This window comes from Paenibacillus sp. J22P15, assembly GCF_056269345.1.
This window is the reverse complement of record NZ_JBWDNT010000009.1, coordinates 103716-123777: the sequence shown is the minus strand read 5'-3', so window position 1 is coordinate 123777 and position 20062 is coordinate 103716. Positions and strand designations below refer to the sequence as shown.

The following is a 20062-nucleotide window of genomic DNA, read 5'->3' as shown; positions in this document are numbered from 1 at the left end:
TTCAAACAGTTCATCAAATAAATTAAAGTCTCCAGTATGAATACTCCAATAGCTCCACATTTTTACGATCAAAAATACCCTTTACATCAATTAATACAACCTTGTCATTACTGAGGCTACCCCCAGTTTTTTTATAAAACTCACCAACATCCTCCAATGTAATATTCAAAAATTCATCATGTGGTACAGCAAAAATAACTGCATCTACATCCCTGATTTCTTTTATGTTATGAAGATCAATACAGTATTCTTCCCATACCTCATCTTTATTTGCTACTGGATCTACTACCATAACGTTTACTCCGTAATCTTCTAGTTCCTTGATAATATCTATAACCTTTGTATTTCTACTATCTGGACAATTTTCTTTAAATGTTATTCCAAAGACAGCAATATTTGCTCCTTTTACTTGCTTTCCTGTTTTTATTAATTTTTTGATGGTGTTTTCTGCCACATACTTACCCATTTCATCATTAATTCTTCTTCCAGCAAGTATAATTTGTGAGTGATATCCTAGTTCCTCTGCTCTATAAATGAAGTAATACGGATCAACTCCAATACAATGTCCTCCAACAAGTCCCGGAGTGAAGTTAAGAAAATTCCACTTTGTTCCTGCCGCTTCCAAAACTGCCCTGGTATCAATCCCCATTTTATTAAAAACAATTGATAACTCATTCATAAAGGCGATGTTAATATCCCTTTGTGAGTTTTCTATTACTTTTGCTGCTTCAGCAACTTTTATACTTTCTGCTCTATGCACACCTGCTTCGATTACCATCTCATAAACCCTTGCAATATCGTCTAAAGATTCATCATCCATACCTGAAACTATCTTAATAATATTTTCGAGCCTATGGATTTTATCTCCTGGATTTATCCTTTCTGGTGAATAGCCGACTTTAAAATCTACTCCACATGTTAATCCTGATTCTTCCTCTAAAATAGGAATGCAAATATCATCTGTAACCCCTGGATATACAGTTGATTCAAAAACCACAATGGAACCTTTTACTAAGTTCCTTCCCACTGTTCTACTTGCGCCCAATACAGGCTTTAAGTCAGGGGTTTTGTCCTGATTAATTGGTGTTGGTACTGCTACTATATGAAATTTACAGTCTCTAATTTTCTCCTCTTCCCACGTAAACATAGCACTTGTTTGCTGAATAACTTCATTACCAACTTCATTAGTTACATCTATACCTTCTATATATTTTTGCACCTTTTCTCTTGACATATCGAATCCCACTACATTCGCGACCTTAGCAAAAGCTACAGCTAACGGCATACCAACATATCCTAACCCAATTACAGAGATTTTTTCTTTTTTATTCTTTATTGCTTCATATAATTTCATATTATTCAACTTTCCCCCAAACAACTCTATTCACATAATTTGTATATGATAATATTATCCTTAGTACTTTATCTGATACATTAGGCATACTATAATCCCCAACAAGCCTTAATGTACTTTTCTCTTGAGTTTCTAGAATCTCCAGTCCCTGCATAATTCTTTTTTTCTTTAAGCCTACCATCATAACAGATGCTTCTTCCATCGCTTCAGGTCTTTCATGAGCCTGCCTAATATTTAAAGCCCTAAACCCAAGAATAGAAGATTCCTCACTTATAGTTCCGCTATCACTAAGTACTGCTTTTGCTTTGAATTGGAGTTTTATATAATCATTAAATCCTAAAGGTTTCATCGTTTTGACCAATGGGTTAAACTCTATTCCTTTAGCATTTATCATATTTCTTGTCCTAGGATGTGTACTTACAATTATAGGCATACTGTATTTTTCAGCAATAGCATTCAAGCTATCAACTAAATCTAAGAAATTGGTTTCCGAATTGATATTTTCTTCCCTGTGAGCAGACACTACATAATATCTTCCTTCTTCAAGGTCTAATCTTTCTAGTACGTCTGAGTTTTCTATATCATCTCTTCTAGAATTTATTACTTCAAACATAGGACTTCCTGTTTTGATGATTCTATCAGCAGGTAACCCTTCTCTTAATAGATATTCTCTCGCTATATCACTATAGGTTAGGTTAATATCTGCTATATGATCGACAATCTTTCTATTAGTTTCTTCTGGTACTCTCTGATCAAAGCATCTATTTCCTGCTTCCATATGAAAGATTGGAATTTGTCTTCTCTTAGCAGCGATAGCACATAAACAACTATTTGTATCTCCCAGCACTAAGATCGCATCTGGTTGAACTTCGTCCATAATAGGATCAATTTTAATCAGGATATTCCCTATTGTTTCAACTGCCGTTCCAGTCGCTGCATTGAGAAAATAATCCGGTTTCTTTAATTTAAAATTTTTAAAAAACACTTCATTTAATTCATAATCATAATTCTGTCCTGTATGAACAAGTATATGTTCTATTGCATTTGATTCTTCTAATTTATTAATTACAGCTGACAGTCTTATAATCTCAGGTCTGGTACCTACGACTGTCATGACTTTTAATTTCTTCATCATTTATACCTCCAAGAAGTAAGTATCTGGTTTCTTTGGATCAAAGAACTCATTTGCCCACATAATAGTGACCATATCGGTTTCACCAAGGTTTTCAATATTGTGTGTATAGCCAATAGGTATATCCACTACTTCCATTTTATCTCCACTTACAAAATATTGAATGATTTCATCTGAGTCAATCTTTCTAAAACGAATAACCCCTTTTCCACTTACCACAAGAAACTTTTCATTCTTTGTATGATGCCAGTGGTTCCCTTTAGTAATACCAGGTTTAGATATATTAACAGACACTTGCCCTCTATCAGGGGTCTTAATAAACTCTGTGAAAGAACCTCTTTGATCTACATTCATCTTAAGATCGTAACTGAATTCATCTTCTGGCAAATAGCTTAAATACATACTATATAATTTTTTCGTGAATGCATTTGACATATTAGGAATAGAACGTTCTTCCCGACTTTTTTTGAAAGAATAAATCAAATCAACGACTTCTCCAAGAGTAATAGTATGAACTACTGGGACTTCACAAAAATCCCCAACTGAGTTTTCATTACCGTTTAAAACATTTATCAGTTCTTCCACTACATCATCAATATAAACTAAGTTCATCACTACACTAGGATCATTTACAGTGATCGGGAATTCATGAGCAATGTTATGACAGAATGTTGCTACTGCACTATTGTAATTCGGTCTACACCATTTTCCAAAAACATTTGGGTAACGATATACGAGCACTTTTGCTCCTGTTTCTTTACTGTATTTAAAAAGTAAGTCTTCACTTGCTTTTTTACTAATTCCATATGGGTTATCCACTTCAGCTTGGATAGAAGATGAGGTTATTACTGTACAAGTGTTTTTATGTTTTTCCAACGTTTCTAGTAGTGTTGATGTAAAACCATAGTTACCGTCCATAAATTCGGATTGATCCTGGGGACGATTTATCCCAGCAAGATGAAATACAAAATCTGCTTCCTTACAATACACATCAAATAAAGTAGAATCAGTGTCTCTACCATATTCAAAGATATCTGTATAGTTCCGGTTTCTCAATTCTGCAACAAGATTTTTACCAATAAACCCCTTTGCTCCGGTCACTAGTATCTTCATCGTTTATTCCAACCCTTCAATTCTTCCTGAACATAGTCAAGCATTAGTAACTTATCTTTTATCTCCTCAATATTTAATCTCTCTGTGTTATGAGAGTTGTACTCGTCTTCAGAAGATAATTTCTCATCACCGTCTACGAAATACTTATCGTAGTTAAGATCTCTTTTATCAGCGGGTACTCGATAAAATCCTCCTAAATCTTGTGCAACTACATGTTCTTCCCTAGTGAGTAGGGTTTCATATAGTTTTTCACCATGACGAGTGCCAATAACTTTTATTTCATTGTCTGCATTAAATAACTCCTTGATTGCTTTTGCTAGATCTCCAATAGTCGATGCAGGTGATTTTTGTACCATGATATCCCCAGGTTCAGCGTTTTCGAATGCAAATACTACAAGTTCTACAGCTTCTTCAAGACTCATCAAGAATCTTGTCATATTAGGATCTGTAACCGTTAACGGCTGTCCATTTTTTATCTGTTCAATAAATAATGGAATTACAGAACCTCTAGAAGCCATAACATTCCCGTAACGTGTACCACAGATTAAAGTCCTATCTGGATCTACCGTCATTGATTTTGCAACAGTTACCTTTTCCATCATTGCTTTAGAGATTCCCATTGCATTTATAGGGTAAGCAGCTTTGTCTGTTGATAAGCAGATAACTTTCTTCACACCACTTTCAATTGCTCCTGTCAGAACGTTATCTGTCCCTATGACATTTGTTTTCACAGCTTCCAATGGAAAAAATTCACAAGATGGAACTTGCTTTAATGCTGCCGCGTGGAAGATGTAATCTACACCATACATGGCATTTTTTACACTAGCTAAATCTCTTACATCGCCTATATAAAATTTGAGTTTTTCACTCTTATAAAGTTTTCGCATATCGTCTTGCTTCTTTTCATCACGAGAAAAGATTCGAATTTCTTTTATATCTGTATCTAAAAATCTTTTCATAACTGCATTTCCAAATGAACCTGTTCCGCCAGTAATTAATAACGTTTTATTTCCAAACATTTAGTCAAACCTCTCTCATTTTATTTAAAGTGCTTCATAATAATTTCATATGTATGCTTTGCTGTGTAATTTTCTTCTAAATACTTCCTAGCGTTTTTGCCCATTTGCTTTCTCAATTGCGCATCACAAAGTAGTTGCACACGTTGATTAAATTCCTTAACATCTCTACTCTCACACCAATACCCGAATTTCCCATCTCCTATTACATTGCCAATATCAGTGTTAATATCAGTGGCAGCTAAGATTGGTATTGATGCATTCATATATGAAAGAAGTCTTGATGGAAAATTGGGTATTGTAAATCTTTTATCAAGAAAAATAAGTCCAACATCACATGAGTTTGCCAAAATTTCATAATCGCTTTTGGGTAACTGTTGAAACAATTGTGCATTCGTTGGTTGTTCTTTATCAAAGTATTCTTTAATTTTATTGAACTCTGTTCCTGCCCCAGCAATAACAAAATACACTTGTTCATTAGCTTTATTAGCATCCAAGCACTTAATAAGAAAGTCAACGCCCTGTGGTTTACCAAGATTTCCACCATATATAAACACAGTCTTATTAGATGGTATGTTATATTTTTCTTTAATTATATTTATCTTTTGTTCCTCTTGTATTATTAGTAATGGATCGATACTGTTGGGACATATCTCAACAACATCAGGTAATATTTTTGGATTATGTTGTAAAATAAAATCTACATTTGCCTGTGACATACAACCTATATAATCCGATAGTTCATACAACTTTTTTTCTTTTGCTCTAAAATAGTTATATAAAATGCTTTGGATTCCAGTCTTTCTCATTATGCCGAGATCTACAGCATTTTGTGGGAATATATCTTTCAATAATAAATATGCTTTAGCCTTGTCTCTTTTCTTTACATATTCAACCGCTTTTTGTAATGTAATTGGTGGTGTTGAATAAATTACTAGATCAAATTTAACATTGGAATAATAATCTTTAATGCCTCTTTGAAATTTAGATTCCAAGGTAAGAGTTGAAATACCTTTTTCAATCATATTGGTTTTTTGAGTATTACCAATCTGTAATTTCAGTATTTTATTATTTCCATTATCAATTAATCTTGTAGGTTGTTTTTTCCTTTTTTCAGTTGGAGAAATAATATATACTTTATGGTTATCTTTTACGAATTCACGCATCAAATCAGTATATATGCCGCTTTCATCAATCGTTATAAAATCCAAAAGTGTTAAAAAAAGTATATTCATGCCTTATACTCTCCTCGCCGGAACTCCTACGTATGTTCCAGTTTCGGATAGATCTTTGATCACCACTGCTCCAGCCCCCACTTTGCAATCACTAGTTATGTTTATGTTATTACTTACTACGCTTCCAATACCTACCCAACTGCTGTTCTCCGATAATAGCACTAGGGTGAATCAAAACAGGTATACTAGCCCCTTCAGCTCCAAGCCATTCCTGGAGCTTCTCTCTTGTAGCATTTTTTCCAATATCTATGAAGATGTCGCAATTTTTCACATTTCTAAAGGTATCACTTGATTTGCCAACCAATTCTAGTCCCATTGATGAGTTAATGCTTTCGTCATCATCTAGGAAAGATATACTTTTCCATTTATTCATTTTCAATGCGATGTCTGCAACAACTTTTCCATGGCCACTAGCACCAATTATGAGATGTTTTTTTTCATAACCCCATACTTTCCTTTGAACTTCCTTTAAAAGGTTTCATCGTTACAGCAGTCCCTGAATTAATACCTTCTCTTATAAAAACCTTCTTAAAGGTTAAAATAATAATCTTCCAATCGCTGATAAAACTTATATTCTCTACATATTCTACATCGAGATTAAACTTTTCTTCCCAACTAATCGCATTCCTACCACTCACTTGAGCTAGACCTGATAATCCAGGTCTACTGTGATGACGTCGTTTTTGTTGTTTATTATATAAAGGTAGATATTGCACCAGTAATGGTCTAGGCCCTATTATTGACATATCCCCTCTAAGGATATTAAATAGTTCTGGCAACTCATCAAGTGAAGTAGAACGTAAGAACTTTCCAAACTGCGTAAGACGAACACTATCAGGTAGTAATTCGCCATTCACATCTCTCTCATCTGTCATTGTCCTAAACTTATACATGGTAAAAATCTTCTCATTTAACCCAGGTCTTTTCTGACTAAAAATCACCGGGCTTCCTAACTTAACCCTTACCAACAAAGTAACAATTATTAGTACTGGACTTAAAACAATAATTGCAATCAAAGATAGTAAAAAATCCATTGGTTTTTTTATAAATGTTCTATAGATACCACCTTTAGAAGGCTCCATTATTTCCACCACAACTTTTTAATAATCTGCACAACTCTCTCCAAATCCCCATCTGACATCTTTGTATCAGATGGCAAGCACACACCATTCTCAAATAGTTTCTCCGACACGTCTGTTCCAACATAATCGTACTTTTCAAAAAACGGTTGCATATGCATTGGTTTCCAAATTGGCCTGGATTCGATATTCTCTTTTTCAAGAACTGTCATAATATCTATTGGTCTAACATGGCCACTTAAAGTGATTGAGCTTAACCAATAGTTAGGTTCATTCCATTCATTGCTAGGCATGAATTCAACACCCTCAAGGCCTCCAAGCTCTCTCTTATAAAACTCAAATATATATTTCTTCTTCTCAACTCTTTTATCTAATACCTTAAGCTGCCCTCTGCCGATCCCGGCAACCACATTACTCATACGGTAATTAAATCCTAATTCGGTATGTTGGTAGTGCCTTGCTTGATCTCTACTTTGTGTAGCCCAAAATCTCACCTTAGCAATTCTTTCTTCATTATTAGAAACTAACATTCCACCACCAGAAGTAGTGATAATCTTATTACCATTAAAAGAAAAAATTCCATAATCACCAAATGTTCCAGTGTGTTGCCCTTTATAGTAAGCACCCAAAGATTCTGCTGCATCTTCTATAACTACAATATCGTGTTTCTTGCAAATCTCCATAATCTTATCCATATCAGCAGAAAGACCATAAAGGTGAACTACTATTACCGCCTTTACATCCGGGTACTTCCCAAAAGCCTCTTCCAATGCTATAGGGCACATATTCCAAGTTTCAAAATCACTATCTATAAATACTGGGATTGCATTCTGATAGATAATCGGATTAGCCGTTGCAGAAAATGTTAATGTTGGACAGAACACAACATCCCCTTCTCCCACTCCAGCTGCTCTAAGTGCTAGGTGGAGGGCTCCAGTTCCAGAAGAGAGTGCCGCTGCAGCTTTTGATCCAACCTTTGCTGCCAGTTCTTTTTCAAATTCATTTACATTTTCCCCAAGAGGTGCTATCCAATTAGTATCAAATGCTTCCTTAATATATTGCATTTCATAACCCTCATCACTCATATGTGGTGATGAGAGGTAGATTTTATTCTTAGTCATATTATCGGTCTGACTTGCCATCTCTTATCTTCCCCTATCAGAAAATTCCATCGATAATAAAATAATTATTTCTTAATTAATAGACCCTGTTGATCAATTATGCTATTAAAATATTTGAGTAAGTCATATTTTAAATCTTCCCGTTGCAAAGCAAATTCCACATTAGTCTTTATAAACCCTAACTTCTCCCCCACATCATACCTAACACCTTCAAAATCGTAAGCATATACAGCTTCTACCCGATTCAATTCCGCAATGGCATCAGTTAATTGAACCTCACCGCCAGCCCCAGGCTTTTGATTCTCAAGAATGCCAAAAATCTTTGGACTAAGAATATAACGCCCCATTATCGCAACATTTGAAGGTGCCTCTTCCTTCATGGGCTTCTCTACTAAGTTATTCACACTATAAAGACGATCATGAATTTCCTTCCCGTCTATAATGCCATATCTTGAAACCTCATTTTCAGAAACGCTCTGTACACCTATAATCGATGATTTATAACGATCATACTGCTCAATCATCTGTTTTAAACAAGGCTTCTCTGCCTGTACAATATCATCACCCAGTAAAACAGCAAAAGGTTCGTCACCTATGAATTTACGAGCACACCATATTGCATGGCCTAAGCCCTTCGCTTCCTTTTGACGAATATAATGTATATCTACCATTTTGGAAGACTTTTGCACTTCACTTAACAACTCAAATTTCCCTTTTTCAAATAAGTTTTGTTCCAATTCGAATGAGTTATCGAAATGATCCTCAATTGCTCTTTTCCCTTTGCCCGTAACAATAATAATGTCTTCAATTCCCGACTCTATCGCTTCTTCTACAATGTATTGAATAGTTGGCTTATCAACGATTGGCAGCATCTCTTTCGGCATCGCCTTTGTCGCTGGTAAAAATCTTGTTCCAAGTCCAGCTGCCGGAATGATCGCCTTACGAACTTTCATCTAGATTCCTCCTAGAATTTGCAACGTATATCGTTGTTATTTTATTTTTCTTTTATAACTTCATCGTAAGACTTCCCTTTACTCATCCCATACTTCTTAGCTACCTGAATCAAATCATTATATTGTTCAGAAGATAACTTACCTAAAATAATAGTACGCGCTTGTTTCTTCTCCTCAACACTAAGGCCTCCGCTTGCGAGCGCTTGTAATTCTTTTATGTCAGACATACTAAGTTCTTTAAGCAAAGTAGATGAAACCTGCGCTTTCTCAGCAACCGTTATTTTTTCTTGAAGATTTTTAGCTTTATCAACGGATATCTCTGCGCTATATTCGTCTTTTGATTTATCTTCTTCTTTAGTTTCGTTCAAGCTACTATCTGTCGTGTTCGAACCTTCTAGCTCTGGCTTTTCAGTAGATTCTGTAGAGTCTATCACTTTCTCGTCTGTGCCAACTGAATCATCTTGGCCGCCTGTCTGTTCCGCGCCCTGTTGATCTGGCTTCGCATCAGGAGTTACCACTTCATTCAACAACTCACCCTCAAGGTCAGCTGCTAACGTAGAAATGAGCTTATCTACAGCATAATTAGCTGCAAACAAGCCCCCTACTCCTAGAATAACGATGATCGATACAAGCCAGATTAATATCTTCTTCCATCTTTTCTTACGCATATGTAATGTCCTCCGTTATATTAAACTGTCTGTTAGGATACATGTGAATAAAAAGGAACAAGATGCTCAATAACATCCTTGATCGAACTTTGGTTCTCACCAAGTACTTTCTCAATTCGCTTGAACTGAAGCTCTAATTCTACTCTATTAATTTGTGTTGGCTTGCCTATGTAAATCCGTTCATGTTGAGTAGACGATACTGCTTCTTCATCCGTAAGCAGCTCCTCGAATAGCTTCTCACCTTCACGCATACCGCTGAAATTGATCTCAATATCCACATTAGGCTCATAACCTGACAATCGAATGAGATCCTGAGCTAAATCCAGAATTCGAACGGGTTCACCCATATCTAAGACGAAGATTTCTCCGCCTTTGGCGAACGATCCCGCTTGAATAACGAGCTGAACCGCTTCAGGAATTGTCATGAAATATCTGACCATATCTGGATGGGTTACGGTTACAGGTCCACCCACAGCAATTTGCTGCTTGAACCTTGGGATAACGCTTCCCCGACTGCCGAGCACATTGCCAAATCGAACTGCTACGAACTGGGTCTCGCTTATTGTGTTGATACTCTGTATGTACATCTCTGCAATTCTCTTGGTTGCCCCCATAATGCTTGAAGGATTAACAGCTTTATCGGAGGATATCATAACGAATCGTTCCGCGTTATATTTATCAGCACAATCCGCTACGTTTCTCGTTCCGAACACATTGTTTTTCACTGCTTCTGATGGATTACGTTCCATAAGAGGCACATGTTTATGCGCTGCCGCATGGAATACAACCTGTGGCCTGAACTTACGGAATACATCATCCAAACGACTTCGATCCTGAATGTCTGCAATGACTGTCTCCAGATGCACATCTGGGAACTTCGCTCTTAGCTCCATCTCAATCGTATAAATACTGTTCTCTCCATGTCCCAGCAGCAACAAGCTAGCTGGTTTAAAGGAAGAAATTTGCCTGCAAAGCTCTGAACCAATCGAACCGCCAGCACCTGTGACAAGAACGACTTTATCCGATACGTAGTTAGCTATACCTTCTAGATCTGTGATCACAGGTTCTCTCCCGAGCAAATCCTCCACTTCTACATCGCGCAATGCCTTTACCCCGAGACGCCCTTTAATGAAGTCATTAATAGAAGGAATAATCTTAACCTTTGCTCCGGTTAGCTTACATATATTTATAATTTCTAATATTTGCACTCGCTTTACCGAAGGCATTGCGATGATAATGTCATGGATATGATGTTTATGTACAATTTCTTCAATTTGCATGCGGGTTCCTAATACTGACAACCCTACTACATGCATATTGCGTTTATGTGGATCATCATCAATAAATCCTACAATGCGGTTGCCTATGAAGCTATTGCTTGTCATAATTTCCTTCGCGATCAGCGCACCACAATCACCGGCACCGACAACAAGTACATTATTCGTTAGTTCAGTTTTCTTAGTTCTGTTTACTCTAATTAGACGCCAAAGGAAGCGCGAGCCGCCCATTAACAGCAGCATAATTTCAAGTGTACGTGAAGTAATAGCGATAGGAACTCTTTCCCCATTTAATGCGTAGGTTGCCCCATAAGACAAGACAAGACCGATTACAATCGCCTTTACAAGCTCTATAATTTCCCCAATACTGGCATATTGCCACATTCGTCTATACATTCGGAAATATGCTAGACTGCTCCCGCATATTACGGTTGTTAAGAAAGCGAACTGAAGCATCTGCTTTTCGTAGATGGGAGGGATATTCGCATTAAAGCGAAAGAGATAGGATATCCCAATTGCTATCCATATAATACAAATATCTACCACCAGTATGACTAGCATTCTATTTTTATTACTCAACTAACTCATCCCTCCACAACAAGACATCTACGAATATATTCCATTATTTATCTTGTACACCATAATAATAGTAGTAAGCCTCTTCATTTGCCTTACGCTTCACATTATTCAGCACGACACCCAGAATACGAGCATTCACACTTTCTAGGCTCTTTACTGCTTTGCTCGCGATATCCCTCTTCACTTTGCCTTGATCAACGACAAGAATGACACCATCACTCTTCGTAGCTACAATCTGTGCATCTGTTACCGCAAGCAGCGGAGGCGTATCGATTAAGATAATGTCGTACATCTGTCTTAGATGCTCAATAATAGAAGTCATTCGCTTGGAGTTCATCATTTCTGCCGGGTTCGGCGGTATGGCACCTGATGTCATCACATTCAGATTAGGAATATTTGTAGCTTGTATTCCATCCTCTAGCGAGCATTGCTGTGAAATAACAGAAGATAACCCAAAGCGATTAGAGATTGAGAACGTTTGATGAGCAGTAGGCTTACGAAGATCAGCGTCGATAAGGACAACCTTCTTCTCCGACTGGGCAAAAGTTACTGCCAGATTCGTTATCGTAGTCGACTTTCCTTCACCAGGACCTGCTGAGGAAACCATTAACACTTGAAGCTTCTCATCTATGGATGAAAACTCAATATTAGTCCGCAGCGCGCGGTAGGATTCTGATATGGGAGAACGAGGATTCGTCAGCGTAATGATCTGACGCTTATTTTTCAATCGAGACACGCTCTAATTCACCTGCCTTGTATGTTTGATTAGTGTTTCTTCTTTGGTTCGAGTTAGCATCCTCCGCATTCATTCTTGAGATCATCGCAAGCGTAGGCTGGCCCAAAAACTGCAGCACATCCGCCTCCGTCTTAATCGTGTCATCCATATACTCAAGCAAGAATGTAATACCTATAGCAATCATCAAGGATACAATAAACGCAATTGCGATATTAAGCGGAACATTAGGTGATACTGGGCTCGGCTTTGCGTCTACGACAGCTTCATTCAGAATGGATACATTCTCAACCTTAAATATATGTTGGATTTCATCCCGGAAAACGTTCGACACCGCATTTACCACTTGAGCGGCTTGCTTATAATCCACATCTTGTACGACTAATGTCATTACTTGTGTGTTGTTTACGGAGCTAACCTGAATCTTGCGAGAAAGCTCAGCTGCTGACAGCCCAAGCTGCGGGTACTGTTCAGCCACTTTATCCAATATAGCTGGTGTCTTAATAATTTCTTTATAAGTATCAATCATCTTAATATTCGAGTTAATTTGATTGAGATCAAGCTGCCCCGTAGTCACTTGTGCAGCCGTTTGATTCACAATGATTTTCGTAGAAGCCTCATAGACAGGATCTTTGAAAAACTTATTTACAACGGCTGCTGCCACTGTACAAATAAGAATAAACACTATAATAAGCACTAATCTTTTCTTAATGATTGCCATGTACTGCCGCAAATCTAGATCGTTAGACACTTCTATCTCCTCCACCGGATATAGTCTTCTGGAATTAGTTCGTGATTCTCGAGAACTATAACCTATTACATAATATACTAAAAACTCTCTCCTCGTATACTCTCTTCGACAAATTTATAGTGCATCCCCTAATTCCTTACAAGTCTAGCACCTTTTTTTATCGGTTAGTAGTTACTAGTGTCATTAAAAATGTCATATGACAAACATAAAATCCCTTATTTTACATCTTCATTGATGTTTTTGTGTTTCTTTACACATAGTTTCCGAAAAAAATCTTCCTCTCATGTAGATGAGAGGAAGATTGTGACTATTATTGTAACTTATGCGTTAAAATTAAGCGCGCGGTAAATAATTACAGCAGCTTCAGCGCGAGTTGCATTGTTGTTTGGCAAGAACTTGCCTGCGTCTCCAATTACGATCTTGTGAGTTGCGGCAAAAGCAACGCCGTCTTTCAATGATGCGTTAATTTTACCAGCATCTGCGAAGCCCTTAAGTGCAGCATTCACATCAGCCACGTCTTTCGCACCTTGTGATACCTTCAAAGCACGAGCAATCATTGTTGCCATTTCAGCGCGAGTAATCGTCGCATTCGGATCAAACTTCGTAGCCGAACGACCGTTAATGATTTCCAATTGCGCTGCAGCAGCTACGTATGGAGCATACCAAGCGCTTGCATCCACATCAGTAAATGCTTCTGTCGCTGAACCATTTTCTAGATCAAGTGCACGGATAAGCATTTTCGCAAATTCAGCGCGAGTCACTTTGTCTTTTGGTACAAACAGACCTTCCGATTTACCTTCGATTGCCCCTTTAGCGGCTACTACACCGATTTCGCGGCCAGCCCATGCTTCTACGGAAGCAATATCGCTGAATGTTACTTTGTTTTCTACAACTACATAAGAAGAGAACGAATCACGTGATTCGATAATCGAGTTACCAGAAACGCGACCACCGTGGAATACAAGCTTGCCATCAACAATTTTTGCTACAGATAGCAGCTCTTTATCAAGGCCAGTTGTGTCACCAAGCGGGATGTTGATAACGATTGGTTGATCGAATGAAGTTTTTGCAGTACCGCCAACAGTCAAGCCGAAGTCATATACTTCCGAGACTGATTTCAAAGTACCAACAACCTCTGCAGTTGCATCGGTTTTCTTAATTGTAAGAGCAATAGCAGCTGAGAACGCACCACCAACCGGTACAGTTACTTCAAACTTGCCAATTATAAATGTTGCGCCTGAAATATTACCTGCCGCCGCTGCCTTCACAACTGCATCAGAAAGATTCAGAACAACATCCTTCTGTGTTACTGAGCCTAGGTCAATTTTCAAAGCAGATTTCGAAAGCGCATTAGTTGGTGCTACTTCTTTAACTTTAGCTGCAACAGCATTAATTCCAGCAATCGCAGACAACACACTTTTCTCATCCAATTGAAGAACAGCTTGTCCGTTTACAGTGCTAACACTTGAAGATGCACTAATTGTTGCTAGTTTAGCAACTTCTGCAGTTGCATCTGCAACAAATTTGGTAATAAGAGCAGCCTTCTCAGCGTCAGTCGCTTTATCAAACGCTTCTTTAAAAGCGTTTAGCAATTTATCAGTTGATTCTGGAAGCGGAGTTTCTGGTATAACAATACCGCCGCCACCGCCGCCACCTGTAGATGGATGTGCAGCTTTGTATGCTTTGTCTAGTGCAATAAACGCTGCAAAAGCAGTCAAAGCACTCACTTTAGGGCTAGCTTGAAGTTCTGTATATACGTTTGCAAAATCCTCAGTTGTAATTTCATAGTGTGCGACTATTGCTTTAACATTAGCATTTGTCGCAATTGCCGATTTCGCAGCATCACGAATTTGATCCTTCAAAGAAGCATCAACATCTCCTAAGCTAGTTATGTTAGCCGCTATTGCTGCCAATTTGTACTCTAGCTCAAGTGCAACTTGTGCAATGTCATCAACTGTTAAGGTTACCCCAGCAGCAGCCGATACTTCTTTCAAAAATGCTTTGTGTTGCTCACGTTTTTGTCCAAGCGCTGCTTCCCATCCAGAACTAACTGGAACTGAAAGCAAATCCTCAATCACTGCTTTAAATCCTGCTTGTTTATCTGCAGGAAGGTGTCTTGTGATTGGTACTAGAATGGAGTTACCGCTAACTGCTAGAGCTGCAGCGATTTCTGCACGGAAAGCATCTACTGCTTCAACTCCGCCAGTAATGTTAGCTAGTGCAGTATAAATTTTACCTGCTTCTGTCAAGAAATCCGCATTGTCACCTGTCGATGCATAAACAACCCCATTTACTCCTAGCTTCTCAGCCAAACCCTTGCTACTTAGCGGAATACCAGCAAGAGCCGTAAGAGCTACACTTGCTGCGATCGTAGATACTGCTAGTTTTTTTCTTAATGTCACTTTCTATCACTCCAATTATATGATAATAGTTGCACCCATCTAATAGATGAATGACTAATAAAGCCAGTAGCATTACAGCATAGCACACGTTCCCTTTAACTGACATCATTTCTAGTTCGTTCTATTTTTTGTTAAAATAGGAAAAGAAACGACGCAAAGCTCCCTCTGAAGATGACGATTGGACAGGCTGATTATGTATGGACTTGTCTTCTAACACAGACTGAGCGTTCCGCTGCAAATAATTCACCCACTGTTCTCCCATCCGCCTATCAATGGCATCATAAGCTTCACCCATACGAAAGCCGCGGCGCTCAATATGATGAGCATCGGAAGAAACGAAATGGATATGGCCTGCTTTGAGCAATGACCATGCGGATTGTTCAATGCGTTTGCCGAAGCCCCCAAGCAAAGAATGGGTTGTAACCTGTGCGAATGCTCCCGCCTCTACGAGCTCGGCTAGTCGATCCGGGTGCTGCACAACCTCTGCATTTCTCTCGGGATGAGCGATAATGGGTTTCAGCTTCAACACATTAAGCTCATGGACGAGTTCAATCATCGTCTTCGGAATACGCGAGGATGGCATCTCGATTAATACATAACTAGAGCCGGCTAAGGGAAGCAATTCATTCCTATACCAAGCATCAAGCAGGTCATCATGAACACGAATTTCTTGACCTGTGCACACAGCAAGAGGCACACCCGCAGTTATTAACCGATCGTTAATAGAGAGAGTGTGCTTAGCTACGTCATCCGCTTTATTAGTATAAGTTCCATTGGCATGATGCGGAGTTGCGATGATTGTTGTAATTCCCTCTGATACAGCTGCCCGGGCCATATTCAAAGTATCATCAAAACTCGCCGCACCATCATCCAATCCAGGTAAAATATGTGTATGGATGTCTATCATGCTGAATTCACTTCCCAGTAGAATTTGATCGAAAGCGCCTGATAGGCAGTCTCGCACCTATTCTACCATAGGAAAATAGAACTTTCAGCACTTCTCGCTATAAATCGACAGTATTTACTCTCACTTTTTTCATTATATCCTACTATTACCAAAAGTGTAAGTAAATTTTTGTCAATCTATGGGCTTTTTAGAAGAACCTCAGTTTTACAGTAATTCTTTACGCAGATCTGCTGCGGATTTTGGTGAAAGGTAGCCGTACGGAATGTCGAACACAGTCTTCGCTCCAGCTTGACCTTCACGAGCAAACTTATAAGCAGCTCTCGCATAAGCAACGAGCACACTTGCTGTAAACTCAGGATTGCTGTCGAGCTTCAGACCAAACTCAATAATCTGCGTGCTATTTTCACCCGTTTTACCACTGCGAAGCACCATACCACCATGAGGCATAGAGGAATGCTCAGCCCTCATCGTCGCTTCATCAATGAAATGAACTGTCGTATTATAATCAGAGAAATAGTTCGGCATAGTACGAATTTCTTCAGCAATTGCTTCTTGATCAGCGCCTTCTTCTGCTACAATGTAGCAATCACGAACATGCTTCTCACGTGTTGTAAGCTCAGGGTTCTCCCCTCCGCGAACTCGCGCCACTGCTTCTTCGCTTGGAATTGTGTATTGAACGCCGTTCTTTACACCCTTCACTCTACGAATCGCATCCGAATGGCCTTGGCTTACGCCTTTGCCCCAGAACGTGTACTCATTACCCTCTGGCAAAATAGCTTCTGCAAGCAGACGGTTTAATGAAAACAAGCCTGGATCCCAGCCCGTTGATATAACACTTACTTTATTGCCGACTTTAGCCTTTTCATCAACCTGATCGAAATATTCAGGAATACGCGCATGCGTGTCAAAGCTGTCTACCGTATTGAACAAACGGGCAAAAGCAGGACCTTGCTCTGGCAGGTCCTTTGCTGATCCACCGCATAAAATCATTACGTCGATATCATTAACAAAGCGCTCAGCATCTTCAATGGTATATGCTTTTGTATCAGACGGGATAGACGCCGGGTCTCTGCGAGTAAATATCGCATCCAGCTTCATATCCGGACTTTGTCTGATCGCGAGCTCTACGCCCCGTCCTAGATTCCCGTAACCTACAATTCCGATGCGAATCTGTTCTGACATGATGCAGCCACCTTTTCTTATTTTATATAAATATTAGATCCAGCCTCTAGCTTCCATTGCTGCTGCGATCCGTTTGATTGAAATCATGTAAGCAGCCGTACGAAGATCTGTACCGTGCTCTTTAGCAAGGTCACGAACAGCTACATAAGATAGAATCATATTCTTCTCCAACTTCTCAAGTACTTCTGCTTCGCTCCAGTAGTAGTTAGCCAAGTTTTGTACCCACTCGAAATAAGAAACCGTTACGCCACCAGCATTCGCTAGTACGTCAGGAATTACTGTGATGCCATGGCTAGCAAGTACGCGATCCGCTTCTGGTGTTGTTGGACCGTTTGCAGCTTCTGCAACAATTTTCGCTTTGATGCGATCAGCGTTTTTAGCTGTAATAACATTCTCTAGAGCTGCTGGTACCAATACATCAACTTCAAGCTCAAGCAGATCTTCGTTTGAAATGTAGTTAGCTTCGCCATACTCGCGGATGTTAGACGTATCCTTTAGTATGGATACTTGCTCAATATCCAATCCATTCGGATCGTAAATTCCGCCTCTGGAATCGCTGACTGCTACTACTTTAATACCAGCTTCGCTAAGCAAGCGCGCTGCGATACGGCCTGCGTTGCCGAATCCTTGAATCGCTGCTGTCGCATTTTGAACCGGAATACCCTTATCTTCAAGTGCTGCAAGAATCGTATAAACACAGCCTTGAGCTGTTGCTTCATTACGACCTTGTGAGCCACCAAGAATAAGCGGTTTACCAGTAATAACGCCAGGTGAATTAACACCTTTCAATCTGCTGTACGTATCCATCATCCAGCCCATGATTTGCGGAGTCGTGTATACGTCTGGTGCAGGGATATCTTTGTCAGGACCTACAAAATCAGCAATAGCTTCCATGAAAGCACGGCTAACACGCTCTAGCTCACCTTTGCTAAGCAAATGAGGGTCACAAATAACGCCGCCTTTACCGCCGCCGTATGGAAGACCAACAACGCCGCACTTGAAGCTCATCCACATGGAAAGTGCTTTTACTTCATCAAGAGTTACATCGGGGTGAAAACGAATGCCGCCCTTAGTTGGTCCAATTGCGTCATTGTGTTGGGAACGATACCCTTCGAACACGCGAATAGAGCCATCATCCATACGAACAGAGAAATTAACTGAAAGCACGCGACGCGGCTGCTTCAAGATGTCCGTAACATGTTTCGGCAATGAGAGATGCGCTGCTGCAGTATCGATTTGCTGTTGTGCGATTTGGTAAGGATTTAATGTTTCTTGAACTGTACTTACTGTCATTTTTAGTTCATTCCTTCATCGTAGAGTCCGACTCCCATTGCATGGATTAGCCGCTGTAAGTATTTTACCTTATATCTATGCTATTTTAAAAGAAAAATTTCGTTATTTAGTGCAAAAATTCGACATTTTTATCTATTGTAATGTTTTGTTTCACGTAATGTTAGGGATTCTAACGTAAAACTAGCATAAATCTACCTTTTTTTACCAAAAAATAAAAGGATTGTTCGGTAATCTGTCACAGATCACCGAACAATCCTTGTATTTAATTTCCATTTATTAAATTTCCTGTCCGCATCCACTTCGATTTTAAACAATGATTATAGCATTTGGCCGTCAATCTTCGCCGTTTGAACAGCCAGATCCGTTCGCTGCTTACGTTCAAAGCTGATCCAAATCAATCCCGCTGCCATACAGCCTGCCCCGCATATTTGAAGCAGTGCGATTTTCTCATCGAACATGAAGTAGCCCGCCGCGACAGCCGCTGCTGGAACCGCATAACGAAAGAAATTTGAACGCGTCGCTCCAACCTTGAACATACAAGCATTCCAAACCACAAAGGCCAGTACCGTGCATAACAACACATTATATCCAATGGATAAATAATGTCCTGTATTTAGAGCCGACCAATCGGTCTGCCCCCACGCACCAAAGGTAAGCGGAAGCATGAATAACGATCCAAATGCGATTGTCCAAGTGCTTACACGAAGTGCCGAGTATTGCTTCATCAGCGACATGGAGCTCAGATTAAATAACGGCCCTACGATACTGATGCCAAGCGCCATTGCGTTGCCCAGCATATTCTCTGAAGAAAGGCTGAAGCTCTCGCCGCCGCCAAGAATGACGAAGCAAACACCTATAATGGATATCACTCCGCCTACAACGAGACGTTTCGTTATCGTTTCACGCAGGAACAACGGCGCAAACAACGCAGCGAAAATCGGCCAAGGCGCTACATTCAGCAGAGAAGCGTTCGCTAGTGTCGTATATTTAATCGAATACATCACCGTAATCTCGAGCAACGTAATGCCGACAGCCCCGATTATAATAAGCCTAGGCACAATTCGCCACGGTATTCCAATACTGCCCTCAGTCAATTTCAGAATGAGAAAGAAAAACGGAACAGCCAACCCAAATCTCAAAAACGAGAAAACGATCGGATTAAACGACTCCATCGCGAGCCGCGATATACCAAAGTTTGCTCCCCACACAACAGCGATTAGAATAAGACCGCCGTAATTCATCCACTTGTTATTCATGCTCTCCGCCC

Annotated in this window: 18 protein-coding genes; all 18 read right to left on the bottom strand. The window is 39.4% G+C overall.

The genetic code is table 11. The annotated features are described in order from the left end of the window. Positions 1–22 precede the first annotated feature (22 nt). A complete protein-coding gene (locus tag AC0YN6_RS19150; RefSeq protein ID WP_475748851.1) occupies positions 23–1354 on the bottom strand; it encodes a nucleotide sugar dehydrogenase in 1332 nt (443 codons plus the stop codon). Between the two features lies 1 nt (position 1355). Beyond that, positions 1356–2486, bottom strand: coding sequence for a non-hydrolyzing UDP-N-acetylglucosamine 2-epimerase (gene wecB, locus AC0YN6_RS19145; RefSeq protein ID WP_475748850.1), 1131 nt, complete (start codon positions 2484–2486; stop codon positions 1356–1358). 3 nt (positions 2487–2489) lie between these two features. Then, positions 2490–3599: a capsular polysaccharide biosynthesis protein CapF gene (locus tag AC0YN6_RS19140; protein WP_475748752.1), complete on the bottom strand. Its 1110-nt coding sequence runs from the start codon at positions 3597–3599 to the stop codon at positions 2490–2492. Next, positions 3596–4618, bottom strand: coding sequence for a polysaccharide biosynthesis protein (locus AC0YN6_RS19135; protein WP_475748750.1), 1023 nt, complete (start codon positions 4616–4618; stop codon positions 3596–3598). Before AC0YN6_RS19135 ends, AC0YN6_RS19140 begins: the two co-directional genes overlap by 4 nt. Positions 4619–4638: 20 nt before the next feature. Next, on the bottom strand, positions 4639–5850 hold the full coding sequence (locus tag AC0YN6_RS19130) for a glycosyltransferase family 4 protein (RefSeq protein ID WP_475748749.1): 1212 nt from the start codon (positions 5848–5850) through the stop codon (positions 4639–4641). A 109-nt stretch (positions 5851–5959) separates the two neighbouring features. Then, positions 5960–6223: a PglD-related sugar-binding protein gene (locus AC0YN6_RS19125; RefSeq protein WP_475748848.1), complete on the bottom strand. Its 264-nt coding sequence runs from the start codon at positions 6221–6223 to the stop codon at positions 5960–5962. A 64-nt stretch (positions 6224–6287) separates the two neighbouring features. After that, complete coding sequence (locus AC0YN6_RS19120; RefSeq protein WP_475748747.1) at positions 6288–6932, bottom strand: sugar transferase; 645 nt, start codon at positions 6930–6932, stop codon at positions 6288–6290. Continuing rightward, complete coding sequence (locus AC0YN6_RS19115) at positions 6932–8071, bottom strand: DegT/DnrJ/EryC1/StrS family aminotransferase (RefSeq protein WP_475748745.1); 1140 nt, start codon at positions 8069–8071, stop codon at positions 6932–6934. The genes AC0YN6_RS19120 and AC0YN6_RS19115 overlap by 1 nt, the downstream gene beginning before the upstream one ends. A gap of 44 nt (positions 8072–8115) precedes the next feature. Beyond that, positions 8116–9003 (bottom strand): UTP--glucose-1-phosphate uridylyltransferase GalU, encoded by an 888-nt coding sequence (gene galU / locus AC0YN6_RS19110; protein WP_475748743.1) that lies wholly within the window; start codon positions 9001–9003, stop codon positions 8116–8118. Between the two features lie 41 nt (positions 9004–9044). After that, a complete protein-coding gene (locus tag AC0YN6_RS19105) occupies positions 9045–9671 on the bottom strand; it encodes a hypothetical protein (RefSeq protein ID WP_475748742.1) in 627 nt (208 codons plus the stop codon). A 32-nt stretch (positions 9672–9703) separates the two neighbouring features. Next, complete coding sequence (locus AC0YN6_RS19100; protein WP_475748740.1) at positions 9704–11527, bottom strand: polysaccharide biosynthesis protein; 1824 nt, start codon at positions 11525–11527, stop codon at positions 9704–9706. Between the two features lie 43 nt (positions 11528–11570). Further along, positions 11571–12263, bottom strand: coding sequence for a CpsD/CapB family tyrosine-protein kinase (locus AC0YN6_RS19095; RefSeq protein ID WP_475748739.1), 693 nt, complete (start codon positions 12261–12263; stop codon positions 11571–11573). Continuing rightward, positions 12244–13011 carry a YveK family protein gene (locus AC0YN6_RS19090; protein WP_475748737.1) on the bottom strand — a complete coding sequence of 256 codons (768 nt, stop codon included), beginning with the start codon at positions 13009–13011 and terminating at the stop codon, positions 12244–12246. Before AC0YN6_RS19090 ends, AC0YN6_RS19095 begins: the two co-directional genes overlap by 20 nt. 320 nt (positions 13012–13331) lie before the next feature. Beyond that, positions 13332–15413, bottom strand: coding sequence for an S-layer homology domain-containing protein (locus AC0YN6_RS19085; protein WP_475748736.1), 2082 nt, complete (start codon positions 15411–15413; stop codon positions 13332–13334). A 121-nt stretch (positions 15414–15534) separates the two neighbouring features. Next, positions 15535–16320, bottom strand: a complete 786-nt coding sequence (locus AC0YN6_RS19080; protein ID WP_475748735.1) for a tyrosine-protein phosphatase — start codon at positions 16318–16320, stop codon at positions 15535–15537. 204 nt (positions 16321–16524) lie between these two features. Then, positions 16525–17502: a diaminopimelate dehydrogenase gene (locus AC0YN6_RS19075; RefSeq protein ID WP_475748734.1), complete on the bottom strand. Its 978-nt coding sequence runs from the start codon at positions 17500–17502 to the stop codon at positions 16525–16527. 33 nt (positions 17503–17535) lie between these two features. After that, on the bottom strand, positions 17536–18795 hold the full coding sequence (locus AC0YN6_RS19070) for a Glu/Leu/Phe/Val family dehydrogenase (RefSeq protein WP_475748733.1): 1260 nt from the start codon (positions 18793–18795) through the stop codon (positions 17536–17538). Between the two features lie 317 nt (positions 18796–19112). Beyond that, entirely contained in the window at positions 19113–20051 is a 939-nt protein-coding gene (locus AC0YN6_RS19065; protein WP_475748732.1) for a DMT family transporter, read from the bottom strand. Positions 20052–20062: the final 11 nt, after the last annotated feature.